Below are 20,938 nucleotides of genomic sequence, written 5' to 3' on the forward strand. Positions count from 1 at the left end.
GACAAGGAGAGCACCCATGGAATTCACTCAATCCGCCACCTATCCCCTGGACGTCGACTCCGTCATCCGCATGTCCACTGACCCCGCCTTCCTCGACATGCGCTTCGGGCGCTTCATGGCCGCCAACCCGGAGGTCACCGTCGAGGGCGACACCATCACCTACGTGGGCACGGTCAATCCGGAGCTGATCCCGGCGATCGCGCGCCCCTTCACCAAGAACGGCATCACCCTGACGTTCACCGAGTCGTGGACCCGCACGGAGGAGGGGGCCACCGCCCACACGGAGGTGGCAGTCGGCGGCGCGCCCGTCTCCGCGGCGGTCGACTCCACGCTCACGCCCGACGGCGACGGCTGCGCCCGCGAGCTCAACGGCACCATCACTGTGAGCGTCCCGCTGGTCGGCGGGCGCGTCGAGAAGGAGGCGGTTGCCCGCGTGGGCCACGCCTTCGACCGCGAGCACCAGCTGGCGGCCGAATGGGCGGAGAAGCAGGGCTGAGCCGACCGGCCCGGCCGCTCGGACGCGGCCGGGCCGGGCCGGCCCCGTCACTCCGCCGGGCCGCTGCGGGCGGTTCGCATTGCCCAGGGGCGGCGGAGAGGGCAGAATCCCCCTATGAGCGATTCAACGAAACCCCAGCCGTCCCTGTACCTCGAGCGAACGGGCGTCCGCGAGTACGTCGCACGGAACCAGGACGGAGCAGAGGTGCGCGTGGGGCACGGCCCCGGGTGCTTCTCCCCCGGCGACCTGCTCAAACTCGCGATCGCGGGCTGCAACGCGATGAGCTCCGACATGCGCCTCGTCAGCCGCCTCGGCGACGACTTCGCCCAGTTCGTGGGTGTGTCGGCCGACTACGACGAGGACGCCGACCGTTTCACGCACGTCGAGGTGGAACTGGTGCAGGACCTGTCCGCCCTGGACGAGCAGGAACAGGCCGACCTGATCCGCCGTGCCGACGCAGCGATCAAGCGCAACTGCACGATCGAGCACTCCGTGGTCGACCGCGCACTGCCCTCCCACCACGCGTTCACCAGCGAGAGAATCGACTGACGTGATCGACCGCCAGTACGAGGACCTCCTCGCCCGCGTCATGGCGGAGGGGGTCGCCAAGGGGGATCGGACGGGCACGGGCACCCGCTCCGTTTTCGGCGCCCAGTTGCGCTACGACTTGTCCAGGGGATTCCCCCTGATCACCACCAAGCGCATCCATCTCAAGTCCGTGGTCGGGGAGCTGCTGTGGTTCCTGTCGGGGTCCTCGAACGTCGGGTGGCTGCAAGAGCACGGGATCCGCATTTGGAACGAGTGGGCCGACGATGACGGCGAGCTCGGCCCTGTGTACGGCGTGCAGTGGCGCTCGTGGAACGCGGCCGGGGGCAAGCGCATCGACCAGATCGCGAGCGTCCTGGAGACGCTTCGGACGGACCCGGACTCCCGGCGCATGGTGGTGTCGGCGTGGAACGTCGGCGACCTGCCGCAGATGGCGCTGGAGCCCTGCCACGCCTTCTTCCAGCTCTACGTCGCCAACGGGCGCCTTTCCCTGCAGCTGTACCAGCGCAGCGCCGACATGTTCCTGGGGGTTCCCTTCAACATCGCCTCGTACTCGCTGCTCACCCACATGTTCGCCCAGCAGGCGGGCCTTCAGGTCGGCGACTTCATCTGGACCGGCGGCGACTGCCACATCTACTCGAACCACACCGAGCAGGTGGCCGAGCAGTTGTCCCGCGACCCCTATCCCTTCCCCCGCCTGGAGTTGGCGAAGGCGCCGTCGATGTTCGACTACTCCTTCGACGACGTGTCCGTCGAGGGCTACCAGCACCACCCCACGATCAAGGCGCCGGTGGCCGTATGACTAATATCGCATCCATTTGGGCGCAGGACCGGGGCGGGGTCCTGGGGAGCGGGGGCGGCATGCTGTGGCACGTCCCGGCTGACTTCGCGCATTTCAAGGCCGCCACGATGGGCTGCCCGATCATTATGGGCCGCCATTCCTGGGAGGCGCTCGGGGGCCCCCTGCCGGGGCGCGCCAATATCGTGATCACCAGCTCGCGCGAGTACCGCACCGATGGCGCGGACCTGGTGCACTCCCTGGACGAGGCGCTCGAGCGCGCCCGGCTCCACGCGGAGGCCAGCGGCGCGCGGACGATCTGGATCGTGGGCGGGGCCAACGTTTACGAGCAGGCGATGCCCCTGGTCGATGAGCTGGTGGTGACGGACATCGACTGCGACGCCACCGCCGGCCACGACGGCCCCGTCGTCTACGCCCCCGGGATCGACACGTCCACGTGGGGTCGCGATGAGGAGCGCTCGGACGCCCAGTGGCGCGAGCCGTCGGGCGGTTCGCGCTGGAGGGTGACCACCTGGGTCCGCGCCCGGAGGTGAGGGCCCGGGAGCGCGCCGGGAAGCGACCAACTGCGGGCGCGCCAGGAAAACGCCCACCCGGCGCGCTGACGTGGGCGCTGGCACGGGGACGGAGACGCGCGCCGCTCAGCGCCGCAGCTGGGGAAGGAAGCCCATCGCGTCGACGACCAGGCCCGCGGCCTGGTCGTACCCGGCCTCCGAGGGGTGGAAGCCGTCGGAGGCCCAGAACCCCTCGACCAGGTCGGTGTGCGCGACATCCACGTAGTCGACTCCCAGGCGCGCGCAGATGCTCTTCGAGTCCGCCGTCTGGGCGTCGATGCGCTTGGCGAGCTCCCTGCGCAGCATCGCGGGCAGCCGCGGGGAGTTGTGCGGCTGGCCGGCGCTGCACAGCACGACGTGCGCGGCCATCTCCAGGCCCCGGCCGAGCACCGCCTCGAGGTCGTCGGCCCACTCGGCCCGCGAGCGCCGCGCCATGATGTCGTTGCTGCCCGCGCAGACGAAGAGGATGTCCGACCTCCCCTCGACCTCTTCGAGGAAGCGGTGGCGGACCCTGCGCATTGTGGAGCCCAGCCGCGCGTGCGTCTCCCAGATGACGGGCGCCCCGGTCGCCGCGGCAACCCGGTCGGCGATACGGGGAGTGAGGGCAGTGGCTTGGCTGGAGGCACCCGATCCGGCCACCAGGGAGTCGCCCACCGCGACGAGGCGCAGGTACTCGGACAGGGTCGCGCCCAATCGCTCGCGCGCGATGCCGGAGCGCTCCCCCTCGGGTTCGGGCGCGAGCCGCACGGTTCTGGCGGCCCAGGCCGCCTGGGCGAGCAGGATCGTTCTCTTCACGGGGTTCACGGTGGCCGACCCTAACACGCTCCGCGCCCCCGGTGAAGGGGCCCCTCCCCCGCCGGACAGTGGAGGGCGGTGCGCCGCGGCCGGGACTATCTGAGAGGCGGTGCCCTGCCCCGCCAGGACGGATAGCAGCGGGGGGCGGGGCCTAGAATGAGGTGTGCCCCATCCTGATTCCCCCTCCTCCCGGTCGTGCTCGCCCATCCTGGCCGATCCCACGCTGCGCGTCCTGGTGGCCGTCGCCCTGTTCACGTACACGGCGCAGAACATGCTCAATGTGTCGATCGCCCCTTTGTCGCGCGCACTGGATCTGCCGGAGTGGATCGTGGGGGCAGCGGTGTCGCTGGCGGCGCTGGCGGTGGCGCTGCTCAGCCAGTTCTGGGGGCGGCGCTCCATCGCGTGGGGCCGCAGGCGCGTCCTGCTGTGCGCCCTTTTCCTGGCCCTCATCGCGGGCGCCCTGTTCTCCACTGCGGTGTGGCTGCGCGCGGGGGGCGGCATCGGTGCGGCCTGGGCGGCAGGAGCGATCATGGCGGCGCGGGGGCCCTTCTTCGGGGCGTCGGTCGCGGCGATCCCCCCGACCGGCCAGGCGTTGGTCGCCGAGGTCACGCACGACGAGGCGTCCCGTGTGCGCGGGGCGTCGGCGTTCTCGGGAGCCATCAACATGTCGGTGATGATCGGCTCGGTGGCCTCGAGCCTGCTGGGGGCGTGGTGGATATTCGCCCCCGTCCACGCGACGCCGTGGTTCGTCGTCGTCGCCCTGGTGATCGCGTGGGCGGGTGTGCCCCGCGACGGCGGCGGTGCGGACCAGGGGGCGCCGTCCCCGCACGCCCCGCCGGCGTCCGCCGCCCCCGGAGGCGAGGGCCCTTCCACAGGCGCCCAGGCGTCCCCGCTCCCCTCCCGCTCCCCTCACCCGGCGCGTCCCCTGCCGCCGAGGGTGTCGTGGACGGATCGGCGCATCGTGCCGTGGGTGCTGGGCGTGATCGGCCTGTACTTCGCGGCGGGCGTCACCCAGATCCTCATGGGGTTCCTCATCCAGGACCGGGTGGGGACCGCCCCCGACCGCGCTGTTTCACTCACGGGGCTCATGCTCCTGCTCAGCGCGGCGGGTGCGATGACCGCCCAGCTCCTCGTCGTCCCGCGCCTCCAGTGGCCGCCGCGGCGCCTGCTGCGCGCCGGAGTCAGCGTGGGCGTCACCGCAGTCGCGGTCCTCACAGTGGCGTCCGCCGTGGTTGCCCTGGCGGTTGCGATGCTCTTCATGGGGGTGGCGACGGGTCTGACGTCGACGGGTTTCACCGCGGGCGCCTCGTTGGCGGTGCTCGACGACGAGCAGGGGGGCGTCGCCGGCCTCGTTTCCGCCACGGGCGCGATCACGTGGATCTTCGCGCCGGTGAGCGCCACCGCCCTGTACGGGTGGCAGCCGCTGGCCCCGTTCGGACTGGCCCTGGTCCTGGTCGGCGCCTCGTGCGCGGCGGCGTGGGCCCACCCTGGGCTGCGCAAGCCGTCAGCCCCACTGCTGGACGGGGGCTCCTGAGACGGGAATGGGAGCGGCGCTAGGACGGGAGGCCCCCGGGGCGGCTGTGGGAAGCGGGTATCCTGGGACCGTTATGATCGCCTGATGCGAAGGAGCCGAATATGGCCGACAACACACGCACCGAATCCGATTCCATGGGGACCGTGGAGGTCGCCAACGACCGCTACTGGGGGGCGCAGACCGAGCGGTCCCTCCACAACTTCGACATCGGCCGCAACACTTTCGTGTGGGGCCGTCCCATGGTGCGTGCCCTCGGCATCCTCAAGAAATCCGCCGCCCTGGCGAATGCTGAGCTGGGCGAGCTGCCCCGCGACATCGCCGACCTGATCGCCCGCGCGGGCGACGAGGTGATCTCCGGCAAGCTGGACGACCACTTCCCCCTGGTCGTCTTCCAGACCGGCTCGGGCACCCAGTCGAACATGAACGCCAACGAGGTCATCTCCAACCGGGCCATCGAGCTGGCCGGCGGCACGCTGGGATCCAAGAAGCCGGTCCACCCCAATGACCACGTGAACCGCGGCCAGTCCTCGAACGACACCTTCCCCACCGCCATGCACATCGCCGTGGTCTCCGAGCTGCAGGACATGTACCCGCGCGTGCGCCAGCTGCGCGACACCCTGGACGGGAAGGCGAAGGAGTTCAACGACGTCATCATGGTGGGCCGCACCCACCTGCAGGACGCGACGCCGATCCGGCTGGGCCAGGTCATCTCCGGGTGGGTCGCGCAGATCGACTTCGCCCTGGACGGCATCGAGTACGCGGACTCGCGCGCCCGCGAACTGGCCATCGGCGGCACCGCAGTGGGCACGGGCCTGAACGCGCACCCGAAGTTCGGCGAGCTGACGGCCAAGAAGATCTCGGAGGAGACCGGAATCGCCTTCAAGCAGGCCGACAACCTCTTCGCCGCACTGGGCGCCCACGACGCGCTGGTCCTGGTGTCCGGCGCGCTGCGCGTCCTGGCCGACGCGCTCATGAAGATCGCGAACGACGTGCGCTGGTACGCCTCGGGCCCCCGCAACGGCATCGGCGAGCTGCTGATCCCGGAGAACGAGCCCGGCTCCTCCATCATGCCCGGCAAGGTCAACCCCACCCAGTGCGAGGCGATGACCATGGTCGCCACCCAGGTGTTCGGCAACGACGCGACGGTCGGTTTCGCCGGCTCGCAGGGCAACTTCCAGCTGAACGTGTTCAAACCCGTGATGGCGTGGAACGTGCTGGAGTCGATCCGTCTGCTCGGAGACGCCTGCGTGTCCTTCGACAAGAACTGCGCCTACGGGATCGAGCCCAACCGCGAGAGGATCCAGCACAACCTGGATGTCAACCTCATGCAGGTGACGGCGCTGAACCGCCACATCGGCTACGACAAGGCATCGAAGATCGCGAAGAACGCGCACCACAAGGGCCTGTCGCTGCGCGAGTCCGCCCTGGAGCTGGGCTTCCTGACGGAGGAGCAGTTCGACGCGTGGGTGGTGCCCGCCGACATGACGCACCCCAGCGCCGCCGACGAGTGATACCGGACCGGCCCTGTGCCGGGCGGCCCCGCTGGAACAGCGGGGCCGCCCGCGTTGGCGGAGACCCGGCGCTGACTACGCCCCGGGCAGGACCAGGGGGATCGGCGCCTCGTCCACGCCGTCCTCGACACTGAGCGAGGCGACAGTCCGCGGAGTGGGGTTCCAACTGATGATGCGGGCACCCCGGGGATTGATGACGTCGTAGGCCGGATCGGCCGGGTCGATGTCGATGCGCGCGCGCTTCAGCTTCAGTAGCGATTCCTTGGCCGTCCACAGGTTGACAACGTCCCCCGGGTGCTCGTTGAGGTGCATCCGCTCGGCGGCGGTGAAGATACCGGGAAGCAGGGCGATGCGCTCGGCGGCGGCGAGCGCATCGCAGTCCACGCCGACCCGCTTGTCACTGATCGCGACGCACACCAGAGCCTGGCAGTAGCTGGCGGCAGCGTGCCAACCGGGCACGGTGAACATTGCGGAGGCCATGGGAGCGCCGTCCCCGACTTGGGCGATCCCCCCCTCCGATGTGATGCGGCCGTCGGCGCGCGCCTCGTCGAACAGGGCGTGCAGCAGGATCCTCTCGACCAGGGCACCGCGCTGGAAGGTGGCGGGCTGCCCCCTCACCCACGCCCTCTCCTGGGGTTCCAGCCCCTGCGCGCAGCCCCACAGGGCGCGGTAGCCCATTTCGAGAGGGGCCCAAGCGATGTACGAGTCCCACTTCGGCCACCACATGGAGCGCTGGCCGGGGAGCGCGGAGCTCTTGGCCTCGGTGTCGTCTGACATGGCGATGACACTCCTTCCGGGGCGGGTACAGGAACTCATTCCCGTACCTTTTCACACATTTAACAACTTTGTTGTAATTTTGTCACCTTACTCAGTATCCGTAAGAAATATCAACGTCTTTGGCAGAAGCCTTCCACAGCTCCGACCTCTACGACCGCGCGCCATGACCCCCTAGGGCGCCCCGATCACACCTTCGTATACTGATTGGTATGAATGATCGTTTATCAGTGGAGGGCCTTCGCCACATTGCCGCAGTCCACCGCTGCGGGTCGTTCTCGGGGGGCGGCCCGGGAGTTCGGAGTGGCACAACCGGCACTGTCCGCGGCCGTGCGCAAGGTCGAGGACTTCATGGGCCACCCACTGTTCGAACGGTCAACGCAGGGAGTGGTGCCCACCCCCTTCGGCGGCACCGTCATCGGCCTCATCGAGGACGCCGTCGCAGCCGACGACGAGGCGGCCGCGCGCACGCTCGTCCTCGTGGCGCCAACGTGCGGCCTCACCGTTTTCACCGAGGCGCTCTTTCGATCCGCCGGAGTCGCCCTGCACGAGCACCCCGGACGGGCCGCCTCCTACCGTGTGCTGGAGGAGGGGCAGAACGAGCACCGCGTCCGGGTGGACAGATAGAGCGGCCCGCCCGGGGGCAGAACGAACGGAGCCGCTGGGAATCCCAGCCGGGCGCCTACGGGAGCGCAGGGCCGGGGTGGCCGAGCGACGCACCACTGACGACGGCGGGGCGCCTCCGGGAACGCGGGGCCCGGACTGTGGACGGGATGCACGGCCCAGCGACCAACAGGCGCCTCCGGGAGCACGGGAACCGAGAGCTCACGGCCGGCAGCCCCCGCGGAATACGGCGCGCCCGTATGCCGTTGAAACACGTATCCGACGAAAGGCCCGCTCATGACGACCCCTGCAACCGGCGCCGGCACCGGCACCGGCAAGGTGGACAGCATGACGACCCCCGCAACCAGTACCGGGATCGGTACAGGGAAAACGGGCAGCGCCGCGCATTCCCGCCTCGTGCGCCGCGCCGTCGAAATCCTCTGCGCCGAGGAGGGCACCGAGCCCCCGGCCGGCCTGGACCCCGGCGCCCAACGCGCCCTGCTGCGCGCGTTGATGAACACCCGCGAGCCCGGCCCCCTCGACCCGGAATACCTCGAGGTGGAGGGCGCCATCCTCGACGCGGAAGCGCAGGAACGGGGAACCGCCTCGTGGGAGGACGCCGAGGCGTCCCCCGTCCACCCGCGGCTTGCCCTGTGGCGCGGGGACATCACCCGCATGGCGGTCGACGCCATCGTCAACGCCGCGAACTCCGCCCTGCTGGGGTGCAGGGTCCCGGGCCACGCCTGCATCGACAATGCGATCCACTCCGCCGCCGGGCTCCAGCTGCGCGAGGCGTGCGCGGGCATTATGGCCCAGCGGCGGGCGGCCGGGCTCGGCCCGGAGCCCACGGGGGAGGCTGAGATCACCCCGGGCTTCCACTTGCCCGCCCGCCACGTCCTGCACACGGTGGGGCCCATCGTCTCTGGGCGGCTCACCGACGCGCACCGCGCGGCCCTCGCCTCGTCGTACCGGTCCTGCCTCAGCCTGGCCGCCTCCCACGGCCTACGGACGGTGGCGCTGTGCTGCGTGTCCACCGGGGTCTTCGGGTTCCCGCAGGACCAGGCCGCGCGCATCGCAGTGTCCACGACCGCCGCGTTCCTGGACTCCGCTGTGCCCGGCGCCTCCCGCATGCGCGTAGTTTTCGACGTGTTCGGCGCGCGCGACGAGGAACTCTACCGGAGGGAACTGGGGCTGTGAGCGCGGACGGAGGCGGGGCTGGCGCCGAGGCGGAGCAGTGCTGCTAGGGGGCTTACCCTCGTGGCCGGATCCCGTTAGCCTGATGGCATGGCGCTCTTGAAAGACCCCCGGGGGATCTTCACCTTCACCTTCCGCTACCTGTTGCTCCACGTGGCTTTCCTGATCGGGTTCCCCCTCTCTGTGGGCGGCGATCTCATTCTATTCTACTTCTTCGGCTTCATGGGCTTCTTCACCTTCATCCAGGTGCTGGCGTCCATCTCCCGGAAGTTCCTCGACCACGGCGGGGCGTGGAAAGCCGTGGTGATCATGGGGGCCGTCGCCTCCGACGTGGTAGTCCTATGGTGGTTGGGGCGGATGCTGTACGGCTTGCTCTTTGGTTCCGACTGGGAGCTCGTGGCCAAATGGCTGCCCTTCCACTTCCTCGCCGCGTTCCTTGCTTGGGGGCTGCGGGAGTTCATCCACATGTTGAGCTCACAAGGCACCAGCCATCCAGGGCTGCCCAGATGACTCGGGGGCCGTCGTCGGCGCCCGAACACGGGATCCCGAGGCCCCCGCCGTTCTCGCAGCGAAGAACGGGCACCGTTCCACAGCACTGGGCCAGATGATCAGTCGAACACCCACATATTGGCATAGCCCCTGAGGGGCTTACCCTCGTGGCCGGATCCCGTTAGCCTAGTGGCATGGCACGTTTGAAAGATCCCCGGGGTATCCTCACCTTCATCTTCCGCTACCTCGTGCTCCACGTGGTGTTCCTGCTCGGGCTCCTCCTCTCCGCGAGAGCCGACCTCGCTCTGTACTACTTCTTCGGCTTCATGGGCTTCTTCACCTTCATCCAGGTGCTAGCGTCCATCTCCCGGAAGTTCCTCGACCACGGTGGCGTATTGAAACTCGTGGTGGTCCTTTGCGCGATCGCCACGGATGTGCCGATCCTATGGTACTTCGGCTGGATGCTGAGGGGCCTGTCCCCCAACCACTCCGATTGGGGCCTCGTGGCCAACTGGCTGCCATTCCACTTCATCGCCGCCATCTTCGCCTGGGGACTGCGCGAGATCATCCACGCGGTGAAAACGGGAGGAACCGCCGAGCCCAGAAACCCGAGTCGTCCCGTCGATCCGGGTGCTTCCGCCGATCCGAGTGGTCCCATCGATCCGGGTGCTTCCGCGAGTCCCAGCAGTTCCGAAGGCGCAGACGCCCCGACGGGCGGCCCCGCGAGCATAGACGCAAACACCGACGACCGGTGAGGCCGTGGGGCGCTGGCGTCACCGCCCGCCCAGGCCCACGAACCGTGACACCCAGGCGCGCAGGGCATCGAGTACCCTGGCCTTCTTCTCTGCGCGGCCACCACCCCGGGCGAAGCGCGACATAGGGGGCAGGATGCTTGACAAACCGGTCCCCTCCTCGGAGACGAACCCCTCCGCCAGTGCGCGGTGGGCGAACTCGCTGGCGTTTGCGCGCAGGTTCTCGCGTTCGATGATCCCCTCCAGTTCGGCCTCGCGGCGCTCGGCGACGTAGCGCGCGAACTCGGTTGACACGTCCCCGCTCAACGACACGCGCCTGTAGAAGTCCTCTATGAGGTCGCGCTTGTCGCGCAGTGAGGGGCTGGATTTCAGGGCGCGCGTGATCTCGACGGGGATCTCCACGTCGTCGCCGTCCCCTCTGCTTGCCCGGTGTTGCTCAACCAGCATCAGGATGTAGTCGACGTTCACCTCGACCTGTTTGACCAACTCGATCTCGAAGACAAGGTCCGCGTTGATGGGTTCCTTGTCGGCGGCGGCGTGCTGGCGCATCTCCTGGTAGAGGTCCAGGTAGGCGCTGCGGTAGTCCTCAATGTCGCGCGCGGAAAAGGGGTCGTCGGCAGCGAAGTCGTCGAAGGACGCGAGGATGTTGCGCAGGCGGAGGATCTTGCCGAAGAGCACGACGAATCCCCGCTGTGCGTCTTCGGACGCGATGGGGCCCAGCGGCAGGGGGAACTCGAGGCGCAACCGCGTCACGGCCTCAGCGTGAGCGTCGAGGTACTCCTGGTAGGACTTGAGCAGCACCTGCCCGCGCGCCTCCTTGTTGCCGAAGAGGGCGATGGCGTCCTCGGTCTCCTGCGCCAGGTTCCTGAAACACACGATGTTCCCGTAGGTCTTCACAGAGTTGAGGATGCGGTTGGTGCGCGAGAACGCCTGGATCAACCCGTGGCTGCGCAGGTTCTTGTCCACCCAGAGGGTGTTGAGCGACTTGGAGTCGAAACCTGTGAGGAACATGTCCACCACGATGACCAAGTCGATCTGCTTGGAGGACAGGCGCCGCGAGATGTCCGCGTAGTACCCCTCGAAACCCTGGGCGGAAGAGTCGAAGTTCGTGTCGAACTGCCGGTTGTAGTCCCTGATCGCCATGTCCAGGAAGTCACGGTCGTCATGGGTGAGGGCCGAGGGGTCCATCCCCTCCTCAGAGAGGAAGCCGCCGGCGTCGGGCGCCTCGGCGTTCGGCGCGTAGGAGTAGATAATGCCGACGCTGAGGCGCTGGGCCTGCGGCAGGCCGCGCTGCTGGCGGGCGAACTCCTGGTAGTAGGCGCGCGCCGCTTTGATGGAGGCGGTGGCGAACAGGGAGTTGAAGCCCCGCACCCTGCGGTCGCTCAAAGTGTAGGAGGAGTGTCGGAGGGTCTTCTGGTCGAAGTGCTCGCGGATGTAGGTCACGACCTGGCTGATGTGCCGGGGGTCCATGAACGCGGTCTCCGTGTCGATGCCCGCCACCAGTTTCGCGTCCACGTGCGGGGCCACGGAGAAGCTGTTGACGTAGTCGATCCGGAAGGGCAGGACATTGTTGTCGCGGATGGCGTCTGCGATGGTGTAGGAATGCAGCTGGTCGCCGAACGCCTGGGCGGTGGTCCGCAGGTTCGCCTTCCCGCCGCTCGAGGCGTTCTGAGCGAAAATGGGCGTGCCCGTGAAACCGAAAAGGTGGTAGTTGCGGAAAGCCTTGGTGATCGCGGAGTGCATGTCCCCGAACTGGCTGCGGTGGCATTCGTCGAAGATGATGACGACGTGGCCGCCGTAGATCGTGTGGCCCCGGTTGGCGGTGCTGGACACGAAGTTGGAGAGTTTCTGGATCGTGGTGACGATGATGCGGACGCTGGGGTCGTTGATCTGCCCGGCGAGTTGGCGGGTCGATTGGTTCGCGGAGACAGTTCCCGCGGCGAACCGGTTGTACTCCTCGATGGTCTGGTGGTCCAGGTCCTTGCGGTCGACGACGAAGAGGACCTTGTCAATGCCCTCCATTCCCGCCGCCAGTTTCGCGGTCTTGAAGGACGTGAGGGTCTTACCCGATCCGGTTGTGTGCCAGATGTACCCCCCAGCCGCAAGCCTACCCGTCTGCTTGTTGAGGGTCGCCGAGTTGATCCTCCGCAGGATCGCCTCCGTGGCAGCGATCTGGTAGGGCCGCATGACCATGAGCTGGTTCTCGACGGTGAGGACGCAGTAGCGGGTGAGCACCGCCAGCAGCGTGTGCTTGGCGAAGAACGTCCTCGTGAAGTCCACGAGGTCGGTGATCGGGTTATTGGCGGCGTCGGACCACCACGACGTGAACTCGAAGGACTTGGATGCGGCGGCCTTGACCTCGCGTCTGCCCGACTGGTTCTCAGTGATCTGGGACAGGCGCACGGTGTTGGAGTAGTACTTGGTGTGGGTGCCGTTGGAGATGACGAAAATCTGCACGTAGCCGAAGAGCCCTGCCCCCGCCCAGAAGGAGTCGCGCTGGTAGCGGCTGATCTGGTTGAAGGCGTCGCGGATGGCGACTCCGCGCCGTTTGAGTTCGATGTGGACCAGGGGCAGTCCGTTGACCAGGATCGTCACGTCGTAGCGGTTCGAGCGCGAGGCGGTCGTGGCCTCGTACTGGTTGATGACCTGCAGCGAGTTTCGGTGCACGTTCTGCTTGTCAATGAGGTAGATGTTCTTCGTTTCACCGTTGTCGCGGATCAGGCTCTGGACATGGTCCTCCTGGATGCGCCGCGCTTTCTCGATGACGCTGTCGCCAGGGGTCCGGATGGATGCCTCGAAGAACCGCTTCCACTCGTCGTCGCTGAACCGGTAGTCGTTGAGGTCCTCGAGGCGGGCTCGCAGGTTCGCGATGAGTGCAGCTTCGTCGGTGATCCGCACGTACTCGTAGGCCTGCGCCCTCAGTTGGCGGATGAGGGCCGCCTCCAGTTCGGCTTCGCTTTGGTGCGCGCCGCCCTCACGGGGCACGGGCTCGTAGAGGCCCACCACGGTGGCGTCGTCGGTGAGGATGATGGGTTCGACGATCGGGTGGTGGGCTTCGGCGGCCATTCGGGGACCTTTCTGCTGGCGTGGTTCGACTGGAACGATGGTAGCCCCGGGCGGGCGCGTCTGCGTCAGATTCCCCCCCGCTCAATGGGAACTCGCCACCGGGCGCAGCGGGGATGCGCCTGTGGTTGTGAAGGCCTTGATCCAGGTGGGCGCCCGTCGCGAACCAGTTGTCCCGTCCCGAAAGGCCAGATTCGGGGTGTACTGTGACAGTGAGAGGAGGAGACCATGGCACGCATTGTTGATGTCGCAGCGCGCATTTTGGCCGAGACCGGTACCGTCACGACGATGAAGTTGCAGAAACTCGCGTATTACGCACAGGCGGAGCACCTCGTGCGCACGGGTCGGCCGTTGTTCCCCGAGGACTTCCGCGCGTGGCGCGGGGGGCCTGTGGCGCCAGAACTCTTCACGCTCCACGCCGGGAAGTTCCTCATCCGGCCCGGCGAATTGGATGGCGCGCTCGCCGAGGGCGCTTTGAGCACCGAGGAGGAAGCCCTCATCGCGGAGGTGTGCGCCGCCTTCGGCACCTATTCGGGCGCCGAGCTCTCCGAACGCACGCACAGCGAAGCGCCATGGAAGAACGCACGTGGTGGCCTCCTGCCTTCGGAGCCCTCGACTGCTGTGATCACGAAGGACGCGATTCGCGAATACTACAGCGAGCACCCGGTTCTCGACGGGCTGAAGGACTGAGTCCACCAGGCTCCGCAGGGGGGCGCGTGATTGTCACGTGCCCCCCTACTGTTTTCCGGGTTCATCGTTTGAGAATTGCCGCACCGCCACCGATCTCGGAACCGGCGTCAGCCCTCGAGTCCACGCTCCTCCCATTGAGCGTAGGTCTTCTCCTGGCCGTGGTCGTCCCATTTCCAGCTGGTGCGACCGCTGCACGATCTCCCAGTGACCAGTCGTCCCGCCGCAGTAGGACTGGTGAAAGTGATGTCACGCGTGAGTACCCCATGATCCCCCTCGACCCGTATGGTGCCGTCGGCAACCAGCTGGGAGTGGAGAGCATGGATCCGCTGGTAGCGCCGCGGACTGGTGACCTCAGGCGTAACACGCGAACCTTGGAGGACGACGAATTCGCCGCCGACCACCCGGGCGCGGGCGTCGATTCCCCGCTTCGAAAGCACGTAACAGAAAACAGGACTGTCCTCCGCCGCGGTACTCTCCTCCTCGCGAGGCAGGGGCTGGGTCTCACGGAACACCTGGACCCCCAGGACAGGCAGAATCGAGCGCATCTGGGTGAAGAATGTCTCCGCATCGGATTGCTGGGCCTCCGAGAGTTTTCGCACCTGCGGGATCTGCGCGTTGTCCTTGAGGGTTGCGCGTTTCGCGCGCACGGCGACCTCGACCATGCGCGCCTCCAGGTAGCCCCAGTGCCCTTCGTTGAAGGCGTCTTCCCGCGAGGAGACCAGGACGGCCCGGTCCCACCAGTCCTTCTGACGGTCGTGGTCGCGGAAGCGCCTGCTGAAATCCTCCGTTTTACCGATGTAGCAGCGCACACCGTCGACGCACTCGGGATTGTCGCCGAGCAGCAGGTAAACGCCATTGCGCGACGCTTCCTTACGACCAAGCAGGCGCGCGAGTTCAGTGCGGGGACCAACCAGGATGTGCCCGGTCCACCCGGACACGTTTGCCGTCGTAATGCCGCCTGCTTCTCCGTCGACCAGGAAGAGCTCGATGTGTTTACCCACCATCGCAGTCAGACCTCCTTTTCGGGGAATGACAACAAACGATCGCGGTAATGCTCGTACTGTTTGCGCCGGGCCGCGATCTCCGCGGGCAGGCCGGACGAAATGTCATTGACCAACGCATCGAAACGATCAAGGATATCGGCGATACGGCGCTGTTCCTCGATCAACGGAACGGGAATCACTAGTTTCTTCAGTTTCCGTTTTGATAAGTTGAACCTAGTAACCCCATCTGCTGAACAGGATATCAGCTTTCGCATCGCACCGCTCCTGAATAGGTGTTTAACAAAGTCCGGATAATAAGCCTCCGGATTTCTCCACCGCACTCCGATACAGAAACTGTTCAAGTACAGATCGTGGGGAGGCTGATCCACAACAACAGACGACATTCCAACCTCGTCACGACTTTCAGAAGATCCCGTGAGAACCAAGTCACCAAGGAGCAACCGCCTTTGATTTTCGTCTGGACGAATTCGCACACGATCCTCTGGATCGACATCAAGCGCGATGTTTGAGTACACATTCCTATAAGACGCATACCGGGCGTCACCAACACCGAAGTCCCCTTTTCTCTTTCCGGTCAAACCACCAAACACATCGGAGGCGTCACCAATCGACACCCAGCGAACACTCCGATCTCCGGGATGAAACGAAAGCAAGCTGTCCCTGTAGTGCTCGTACTGCTTGCGCCGGGCTTCCAGCTCCGCTTCCAGCTCCGCTTCCAGCTCCGCTTCCAGCGTCGTAAACTGATCTAATATTCTCACAATTTCCTGTTGCACTTCAAGAGGCGGAATAGGGCACAGCAATTTCGCAACGTCCTTCGTGTAAACATGGGGAACGCCTCCTCCGCTCTTGAACGAGTGTATCTTATTCTGACTGCCCGCCATCCAGTGGTAGACAAAGCGTGGAAGGAGAACCGTGCCGTCGACTTTGATCGAGAATGCGTCCGAAACAAATACAGGACGATCCCAGTAGGACACGTAACCCGCGTAAGCACCGGATCCTGCAACGACGAGAGTCTCCCCCTCTCTGTTCGCAACATTATGGGAGTACGCGGGCTCGCGCCCTCCTGCGATTACGGGAATATCCCCGGTAGCGATTTGTCTCTTCGTAATGGGAGTCCCCCGCTCAAGGGCAGCTACCCTGCCCAGCGGCCTGTACTCCGCCCCGTCCGGGCACAGATCCCGAATCAACTCGGATAAACGGCTCATCGCTCCTCCTCCGCAGCGCCGTCGCCAGCGCACGCCGTCCCTGAGGCGCCCGGCGTGTCAGAACCGACGGGACTGGTCTGCGCGGAAGCGGCCCCCGCCTCGTCGGCCTCCAGTTCAGCGACAATCTGGTCGATGGAGGCGCGCAGCCGCTCCTGGCGGGCAACGATCTGCGCGATCTCGGCGTTGAGGGCGACGATGTCGACCTCCTCACGAGTGTCCTCCGGCTCCACGTAACTCGACACCGACAGGTTGTAGTCATTGTCCGCGATGGCCTGCTGGGAGACCAAGGAAGCCACGTGCGCCTCGTCGGCCCTGGCCGCCAGCAGGGAGAGGACACGCTCCCGGTTCGGCGCGGCCAAGCGGTTCTTGTTGCCCTCGCGCACGAACTCCTTCGAGGCGTCGACAAAGAGGACACGGGAATCCGGTCTGGACTTCTTCAACACGATGACGCAGGTGGCAATCGTCGTGCCGAAGAACAAGTCCGGCGGCAGTTGGATGACCGCGTGCACGAAGTTGTTGTCCACCAGGTAGCGGCGGATCTTCGCCTCCGCTCCCCCGCGGTAGAGCACGCCCGGAAACTCGACGATGGCGGCCGTGCCCGCCACGTCCAGCCAGTCCAGCATGTGCATCGTGAAGGCCAGGTCCGCGTAAGACTTGGGCGCCAGGACGCCCGCCGGGGAGAAACGCGGATCGTTGATGAGCGCCGGATCGTCCTTGCCGACCCACTTCGTCGAGTACGGCGGGTTTGAGACGATGGCGTCGAAGGGCTGGTCATCCCAGTGCGCCGGGGCCGTCAGCGTGTTGCCCAGAGCGATGTCGAAATGTGAGAAGTTCACGTCGTGGAGGAACATGTTGATCCGGCACAGGTTGTAGGTCGTGAGGTTGATCTCCTGGCCGAAGAACGCGCCCACGTTCTCCGTCCCCAGCACCTTCGCGAACTTCAGCAGCAGCGACCCCGAGCCCGCGCACGGGTCGTAGACGCGGCCAACGCGGGCGCGCCCGTCGGCTGCGATCGTCGCCAGTACCTCGCTGACCTCCTGCGGGGTGAAGAACTCACCACCCGACTTGCCCGCGCTGGAGGCGTACATGGTCATCAGATACTCGTAAGCGTCACCGAATGCATCGATCGACGAGTCCCCGTAAGACAAGTCGAGGTCGCCGATGGCATCCATGATCTTGACCAGTTTCGCGTTGCGCTCGGCCACCGTGTTCCCCAGTTTCGCGGAGTTCACGTCGATGTCGGCGAAAAGCCCCCGCAGGTCCGACTCCGACCCCGTGCCCTGGGCCGAGCCCTCGATGTATCGGAACACCCTGGAGAGCCTCTCGTTGAGGTTCTCGTCGGAGCGCGCCACCGCCCGCACATTGCAAAACAGTTCCGAGGGACGGATGAAGAAGCCCTTCGTCCTCACGATCTCCTCGCGAGCGAACTCGGCATCAGCGTCGTCGAGGCGGGCGTAGTCGAAATCGGGGTCGCCGTCCGCAGCCGCACGCTCCTCGGCATTGAGGTAGTCCGTCAGATTCTCCGATATGAAGCGGTAGAACAAGAACCCCAGCACGTAGGCCTTGAAGTCCCAGCCGTCCACACTGCCGCGCAAGTCATTGGCAATCTTCCAGATCGCTTTGTGCAACTGCGCGCGCTCCTCTGCTTTCCCCACGTTCTCATCCCTTTCCCCAGGCCGATGGATTCCCCGCAAGTGTATCCCAGCACACACGCGTCTGGAGGGGGTTCGCCCACAGGGTCGTCACCACGCCCTCAGGCCCGCAGACCCCGGCGGGGAGTGCGCCGTCGACTATCAACAGTGGCCCACCTCCCCTCGCCACATTTTCGTACTACGATAATAGGGTGAGTACGATGAACGGACACCCCGTTTCCGAGGCGCAGATCGATGACTGGGTCGCGGAGGCCGAGCATGGCTACGACATTGAAACCCTCCGGCGGCGGGGACGCCCCTGCCGCGGAGACCAACCCGCGCGGACCATCTCGGTGCGCCTCACTGATGACGAGATCGACGGCATCGACCACTACGCGGATAAAAACGGGGGCACGCGTTCCACAGTGATACGCGACGCCCTGCGCGCCTTCATCTCATGATTTTGAGACCATCGGCACTGAAGCACGGGATTCCCGAAGAAGCCGCGGTATTCGCGGCGACGAACGGGTGCAGATTCACGGCTTCGCTTGACGACGATCATCCCCAGCGGGAGTTTCGCCTCGGTTTCGACCAATCCATGCGCCTCCTTGAACTGGTTGTGTCCTGCGCTGGGACGATCAAACGGAGGAAATCATCCATGCGATGAAAGCACGCAAAACATACCGGCATCTACTGGAGTAGGCGGCTCCACTCCCTGAGGTCCGGGCAGCCGCAGTCTCCATCCCGTCCCACGAAACCCGGCCCCCTCGCCCCCGATGCCCCTGGAGAACTGGGTCCGCGCCCGTCCGGCCCGTCCCCCGCTCCCCGCATGCGCTTTCGCACCACCACCGGCCCCCGCTGGGCGGGTACTCGGAAACCGTCGTAGAGTCGACAGCCACAACCCGTTCCCGTGCAGATCGGCCATCCCCATGAGTCTTGAACTGCTCATCATTGTCTGCGTCGCGGCCATCGTGGCGACGGCGCTCACCAACCGTTTCCGCTTGATCGGCCCCGTCATGCTGATCGTCGCTGGCATGGTGGCCTCGTTCACGCCGGGCGCCGAGGACGCGGGACTGCCCAGTGAGGTCGTCCTCACTGTGTTCCTCCCAGTCCTGCTGTACTGGGAGGCGCTGTCCGTATCGCTCAATGGCATGCGCCGGGCGCTGCGGGGCATCATCCTCTCAGCAACCGTCTTGGTGGCCATCACCTCGGCGATCATCATGGCGGCGGTCTTGGCAGTGGGGTTGTCCGCGGGCGGGGCGCTCCTGGTTGGCGCGTGCCTGGGGCCCACCGACGCCACCGCCGTGGCCGCGCTGGGCAAGGGGATCAACCGTTTCGGCCGCACAGTCCTGCAGGCCGAGTCCCTGCTCAACGACGGCACCGCCCTGGCGATCTTCTCCATCGCCCTGCGGATCGCCGCAGGGGGCACAGGGGTCAGCGCCACCTCAGTCACCTCGGAGTTCGCCATCTCGATCGGAGCCGGATTGGGAATCGGCGTTGTCTGTGGTGCGGCTGCAGTGCTCCTGTGGGCGAAATGGAACGCCAGCCAGAGCGACGCGATGCTGTCGAATCTGATCGCGCTCACAGTCCCCTTCACCACCTATTTCCTCGCCGAGGAGCTCCACGGCTCCGGCGTGCTCGCCGTCGTCGCCTGTGGCATCGTCTACTCCCGGTACAACCGGAACGCCAACGACTCCGCCATCCGCCTCGTCGGGATCCCCTTCTGGTCGGTTCTCACCTACCTGATGAACACCGTGCTGTTCATCATGGTGGGACTGTCCCTGCCCGACATCGTCCGTCGCCTCCCCCGCCAAGAGCTGGTCCGAGGCCTCGTCCTGATCCCGATCATCTATTTGGTGATGGTGGCCGCCCGCTTCGTGGGCCACCACGCCATTATCTTCAGCATCCGGGCCCTGGACCGTCGCCCCCAGCAGCGCGAGCGCCGCACGAACATCCGGGGGCGCCTCGTGTCGACGGTCGCTGGATTCCGGGGGGGGCCATCTCCCTGGCGATGGCCCTGTCGATCCCCGGGTCCTTCGGGGGGACCGCCTACGAGGAGCGCGACCTCGTGGTCCTCATTACCGCCGGAGTCACCCTGCTGTCACTGGTCGTCCAAGGGATCGCGCTCCCGCACGTGGTCCGCTGGGCGAATGCGCGTCCCACAGCCGTCCAGCGGCGCGAGGCGGAGGAGTTGGACGAGGAGACGCGCGTGCTGGCGGGGATCATGCGCGATATCGTCGAAGAGCTCCCCTCTATGGCTGAGCGGGTCGGCGTCGAGGACGAGGACCTCGTCAACGCGATCCGCGAGTCCTACGAGCGCCGCGAGCAGCGGATGGTCCAGGCCGCCTCCGAGGAAGAGTTCTCCTTCTTCGACGAGGACGAGACCGTCCTGCGGCTGGAGTGCATCGACTTCGCCCGTGCCAGGGTGCTCGAGGCGCGCAACGCCGGGCGTTTGGACGGGGCGACCGCCTCCCTGGCGATCAGCCGCCTCGACACCGAGGGCGCACTGCTGGCAGGACCGATCGAGATGGAGTGAGGCCGCCGGAGCTTCCCTCGCGCCGGCTCAGGCCCCAGGCTCCAGGGGGCCCACCACGGCACTGGCCGCGTCCGAGCACACGTTGAGGTCCGCGTAGCTCAGGGTCATGGCCATCGTATCGCCGGGCAGGACCACGGCGACCAGGTCCGCTCTGGCGGCCGAGCACCCGGCTGCGGCGGGGTCGTCCAGCGTGAGGGTCGCGTGCGCCGACTCTCGGGGAAGCACTTTGAAGATGTTCCCCGGGTCCTCGCCGTCGCGAACGGCCTCCGAGCCCACAGTCTCGTTCGTGCGCGACGACATGAAGGACACCCGCGGGAAGCCGCTGATCGTGCACTCCTGTCCGCTGCCGTTCCAGAAGGAGATCGTGAGCGTAGTGGTCCCCCCGCTCGTCGTCTTCTCCCCCAGGGACGCCTCGAGTTCCTCGGTCGTGCACGGCAGTCCCTCCACGTCGGGGGGCGGCAGGGACGGCGAGGCGGTGGCCGCCCCGGACTGGGGCGCTCCCGTGACCGGGGGCTGAGCGGTGCCCGAGGCGCCACCGGTAGCGCCGCTCTGGGCGGTGCCGCCGGGAGTGCAGGCGCCCAGCGCCACGCAGGCAAGGGCGGCGGTCATCATACGCAGCTTCTTCACCATGTGCCCATCCTAGTCTCTGCGGCGCGGCCGCCACCAGGCCCCTCCCCAGCGTCCCGCCCACCGACGGAACGCCCCGCACAGGCGGGGCCGACTCCGAGGGGCCAGTACCGCTCCGCTCTCTGTCGGCGCCCCCTG

General features: G+C 66.6%; 20 protein-coding genes and 1 pseudogene. 14 read left to right on the top strand and 7 right to left on the bottom strand.

The annotated features are described in order from the left end of the window. Positions 1-16: 16 nt before the first annotated feature. The 4 genes from G447_RS0102130 to G447_RS0102145 all read left to right on the top strand — a co-directional run bounded on the left by G447_RS0102130 (position 17) and on the right by G447_RS0102145 (position 2,374). Positions 17-496 carry a DUF2505 domain-containing protein gene (locus G447_RS0102130; RefSeq protein ID WP_026429861.1) on the top strand — a complete coding sequence of 160 codons (480 nt, stop codon included), beginning with the start codon at positions 17-19 and terminating at the stop codon, positions 494-496. Positions 497-610: 114 nt separating this feature from the next. Beyond that, a complete protein-coding gene (locus tag G447_RS0102135) occupies positions 611-1,045 on the top strand; it encodes an OsmC family protein (RefSeq protein ID WP_005873001.1) in 435 nt (144 codons plus the stop codon). 40 nt (positions 1,046-1,085) lie between these two features. Continuing rightward, positions 1,086-1,844: a thymidylate synthase gene (locus tag G447_RS0102140; RefSeq protein ID WP_051226224.1), complete on the top strand. Its 759-nt coding sequence runs from the start codon at positions 1,086-1,088 to the stop codon at positions 1,842-1,844. Next, positions 1,841-2,374 (top strand): dihydrofolate reductase, encoded by a 534-nt coding sequence (locus tag G447_RS0102145; protein ID WP_026429863.1) that lies wholly within the window; start codon positions 1,841-1,843, stop codon positions 2,372-2,374. The genes G447_RS0102140 and G447_RS0102145 overlap by 4 nt, the downstream gene beginning before the upstream one ends. Before the next feature lie 105 nt (positions 2,375-2,479). Here G447_RS0102145 and G447_RS0102150 read toward each other — a convergent pair whose 3' ends face one another. Then, a complete protein-coding gene (locus G447_RS0102150) occupies positions 2,480-3,187 on the bottom strand; it encodes a GDSL-type esterase/lipase family protein (RefSeq protein ID WP_243442284.1) in 708 nt (235 codons plus the stop codon). A gap of 163 nt (positions 3,188-3,350) precedes the next feature. Between G447_RS0102150 and G447_RS0102155 the strand changes: the two genes are divergently transcribed. After that, positions 3,351-4,721 carry an MFS transporter gene (locus G447_RS0102155; RefSeq protein ID WP_026429865.1) on the top strand — a complete coding sequence of 457 codons (1,371 nt, stop codon included), beginning with the start codon at positions 3,351-3,353 and terminating at the stop codon, positions 4,719-4,721. Positions 4,722-4,822: 101 nt separating this feature from the next. Continuing rightward, entirely contained in the window at positions 4,823-6,232 is a 1,410-nt protein-coding gene (gene fumC / locus G447_RS0102160) for a class II fumarate hydratase (RefSeq protein WP_026429866.1), read from the top strand. Positions 6,233-6,307: 75 nt separating this feature from the next. On the opposite strand, the gene G447_RS0102165 is transcribed toward fumC, so the two are convergent. After that, positions 6,308-7,009 (bottom strand): 4'-phosphopantetheinyl transferase superfamily protein, encoded by a 702-nt coding sequence (locus G447_RS0102165; protein WP_026429867.1) that lies wholly within the window; start codon positions 7,007-7,009, stop codon positions 6,308-6,310. 213 nt (positions 7,010-7,222) lie between these two features. On the opposite strand from G447_RS0102165, the gene G447_RS10905 reads away from it, so the two are divergent. From G447_RS10905 to G447_RS0102185, 4 genes are all read left to right on the top strand, one after another. Beyond that, entirely contained in the window at positions 7,223-7,633 is a 411-nt protein-coding gene (locus G447_RS10905; RefSeq protein WP_081697832.1) for a helix-turn-helix domain-containing protein, read from the top strand. A 324-nt stretch (positions 7,634-7,957) separates the two neighbouring features. After that, positions 7,958-8,806, top strand: a complete 849-nt coding sequence (locus G447_RS0102175; protein ID WP_051226225.1) for a protein-ADP-ribose hydrolase — start codon at positions 7,958-7,960, stop codon at positions 8,804-8,806. 87 nt (positions 8,807-8,893) lie between these two features. Continuing rightward, positions 8,894-9,313 carry a hypothetical protein gene (locus tag G447_RS0102180; protein WP_026429870.1) on the top strand — a complete coding sequence of 140 codons (420 nt, stop codon included), beginning with the start codon at positions 8,894-8,896 and terminating at the stop codon, positions 9,311-9,313. 173 nt (positions 9,314-9,486) lie between these two features. Further along, a complete protein-coding gene (locus tag G447_RS0102185; RefSeq protein ID WP_026429871.1) occupies positions 9,487-10,047 on the top strand; it encodes a hypothetical protein in 561 nt (186 codons plus the stop codon). Between the two features lie 18 nt (positions 10,048-10,065). On the opposite strand, the gene G447_RS0102190 is transcribed toward G447_RS0102185, so the two are convergent. Beyond that, on the bottom strand, positions 10,066-13,110 hold the full coding sequence (locus G447_RS0102190; RefSeq protein ID WP_026429872.1) for a type I restriction endonuclease subunit R: 3,045 nt from the start codon (positions 13,108-13,110) through the stop codon (positions 10,066-10,068). A 225-nt stretch (positions 13,111-13,335) separates the two neighbouring features. Between G447_RS0102190 and G447_RS0102195 the strand changes: the two genes are divergently transcribed. Continuing rightward, entirely contained in the window at positions 13,336-13,797 is a 462-nt protein-coding gene (locus G447_RS0102195; RefSeq protein ID WP_026429873.1) for a Panacea domain-containing protein, read from the top strand. A gap of 107 nt (positions 13,798-13,904) precedes the next feature. Here G447_RS0102195 and G447_RS0102200 read toward each other — a convergent pair whose 3' ends face one another. The 3 genes from G447_RS0102200 to G447_RS0102215 are packed head-to-tail and all read right to left on the bottom strand — an operon-like array spanning position 13,905 to position 17,661. After that, on the bottom strand, positions 13,905-14,801 hold the full coding sequence (locus G447_RS0102200; RefSeq protein WP_026429874.1) for a GIY-YIG nuclease family protein: 897 nt from the start codon (positions 14,799-14,801) through the stop codon (positions 13,905-13,907). Between the two features lie 5 nt (positions 14,802-14,806). After that, positions 14,807-16,006 (bottom strand): restriction endonuclease subunit S, encoded by a 1,200-nt coding sequence (locus tag G447_RS12545; protein ID WP_081491434.1) that lies wholly within the window; start codon positions 16,004-16,006, stop codon positions 14,807-14,809. Then, positions 16,003-17,661, bottom strand: a complete 1,659-nt coding sequence (locus G447_RS0102215; RefSeq protein WP_026429875.1) for a type I restriction-modification system subunit M — start codon at positions 17,659-17,661, stop codon at positions 16,003-16,005. Before G447_RS0102215 ends, G447_RS12545 begins: the two co-directional genes overlap by 4 nt. A gap of 197 nt (positions 17,662-17,858) precedes the next feature. On the opposite strand from G447_RS0102215, the gene G447_RS0102220 reads away from it, so the two are divergent. The 3 genes and pseudogenes from G447_RS0102220 (at position 17,859) to G447_RS12555 (ending at position 20,173) form a co-directional block, all read left to right on the top strand. After that, positions 17,859-18,098: a ribbon-helix-helix domain-containing protein gene (locus G447_RS0102220; RefSeq protein WP_034476090.1), complete on the top strand. Its 240-nt coding sequence runs from the start codon at positions 17,859-17,861 to the stop codon at positions 18,096-18,098. Positions 18,099-18,653: 555 nt separating this feature from the next. Next, positions 18,654-19,475, top strand: a pseudogene (locus tag G447_RS12550) (cation:proton antiporter); the annotation flags it as partial. Positions 19,476-19,648: 173 nt separating this feature from the next. Then, positions 19,649-20,173 (top strand): cation:proton antiporter family protein, encoded by a 525-nt coding sequence (locus tag G447_RS12555; protein ID WP_026429878.1) that lies wholly within the window; start codon positions 19,649-19,651, stop codon positions 20,171-20,173. 27 nt (positions 20,174-20,200) lie between these two features. On the opposite strand, the gene G447_RS0102235 is transcribed toward G447_RS12555, so the two are convergent. Continuing rightward, positions 20,201-20,803: a DUF4232 domain-containing protein gene (locus G447_RS0102235; protein WP_026429879.1), complete on the bottom strand. Its 603-nt coding sequence runs from the start codon at positions 20,801-20,803 to the stop codon at positions 20,201-20,203. Between the last annotated feature and the right edge of the window lie 135 nt (positions 20,804-20,938).

The sequence above is a fragment of the Schaalia georgiae DSM 6843 genome (assembly GCF_000429245.1).
In the GTDB taxonomy this organism is placed as follows: domain Bacteria; phylum Actinomycetota; class Actinomycetes; order Actinomycetales; family Actinomycetaceae; genus Pauljensenia; species Pauljensenia georgiae.

Coding starts and splice junctions, on each gene's coding strand:
- G447_RS0102130 (WP_026429861.1), top strand. CDS start 17: ATGGAATTCACTCAATCCGCCACCTATCCCCTGGACGTCGACTCCGTC.
- G447_RS0102135 (WP_005873001.1), top strand. CDS start 611: ATGAGCGATTCAACGAAACCCCAGCCGTCCCTGTACCTCGAGCGAACG.
- G447_RS0102140 (WP_051226224.1), top strand. CDS start 1,086: ATGGCGGAGGGGGTCGCCAAGGGGGATCGGACGGGCACGGGCACCCGC.
- G447_RS0102145 (WP_026429863.1), top strand. CDS start 1,841: ATGACTAATATCGCATCCATTTGGGCGCAGGACCGGGGCGGGGTCCTG.
- fumC (WP_026429866.1), top strand. CDS start 4,823: ATGGCCGACAACACACGCACCGAATCCGATTCCATGGGGACCGTGGAG.
- G447_RS0102165 (WP_026429867.1), bottom strand. CDS start 7,009: ATGTCAGACGACACCGAGGCCAAGAGCTCCGCGCTCCCCGGCCAGCGC.
- G447_RS10905 (WP_081697832.1), top strand. CDS start 7,223: ATGATCGTTTATCAGTGGAGGGCCTTCGCCACATTGCCGCAGTCCACC.
- G447_RS0102175 (WP_051226225.1), top strand. CDS start 7,958: ATGACGACCCCCGCAACCAGTACCGGGATCGGTACAGGGAAAACGGGC.
- G447_RS0102180 (WP_026429870.1), top strand. CDS start 8,894: ATGGCGCTCTTGAAAGACCCCCGGGGGATCTTCACCTTCACCTTCCGC.
- G447_RS0102185 (WP_026429871.1), top strand. CDS start 9,487: ATGGCACGTTTGAAAGATCCCCGGGGTATCCTCACCTTCATCTTCCGC.
- G447_RS0102190 (WP_026429872.1), bottom strand. CDS start 13,110: ATGGCCGCCGAAGCCCACCACCCGATCGTCGAACCCATCATCCTCACC.
- G447_RS0102195 (WP_026429873.1), top strand. CDS start 13,336: ATGGCACGCATTGTTGATGTCGCAGCGCGCATTTTGGCCGAGACCGGT.
- G447_RS0102200 (WP_026429874.1), bottom strand. CDS start 14,801: ATGGTGGGTAAACACATCGAGCTCTTCCTGGTCGACGGAGAAGCAGGC.
- G447_RS12545 (WP_081491434.1), bottom strand. CDS start 16,006: ATGAGCCGTTTATCCGAGTTGATTCGGGATCTGTGCCCGGACGGGGCG.
- G447_RS0102220 (WP_034476090.1), top strand. CDS start 17,859: ATGAACGGACACCCCGTTTCCGAGGCGCAGATCGATGACTGGGTCGCG.
- G447_RS12555 (WP_026429878.1), top strand. CDS start 19,649: ATGGCCCTGTCGATCCCCGGGTCCTTCGGGGGGACCGCCTACGAGGAG.
- G447_RS0102235 (WP_026429879.1), bottom strand. CDS start 20,803: ATGGTGAAGAAGCTGCGTATGATGACCGCCGCCCTTGCCTGCGTGGCG.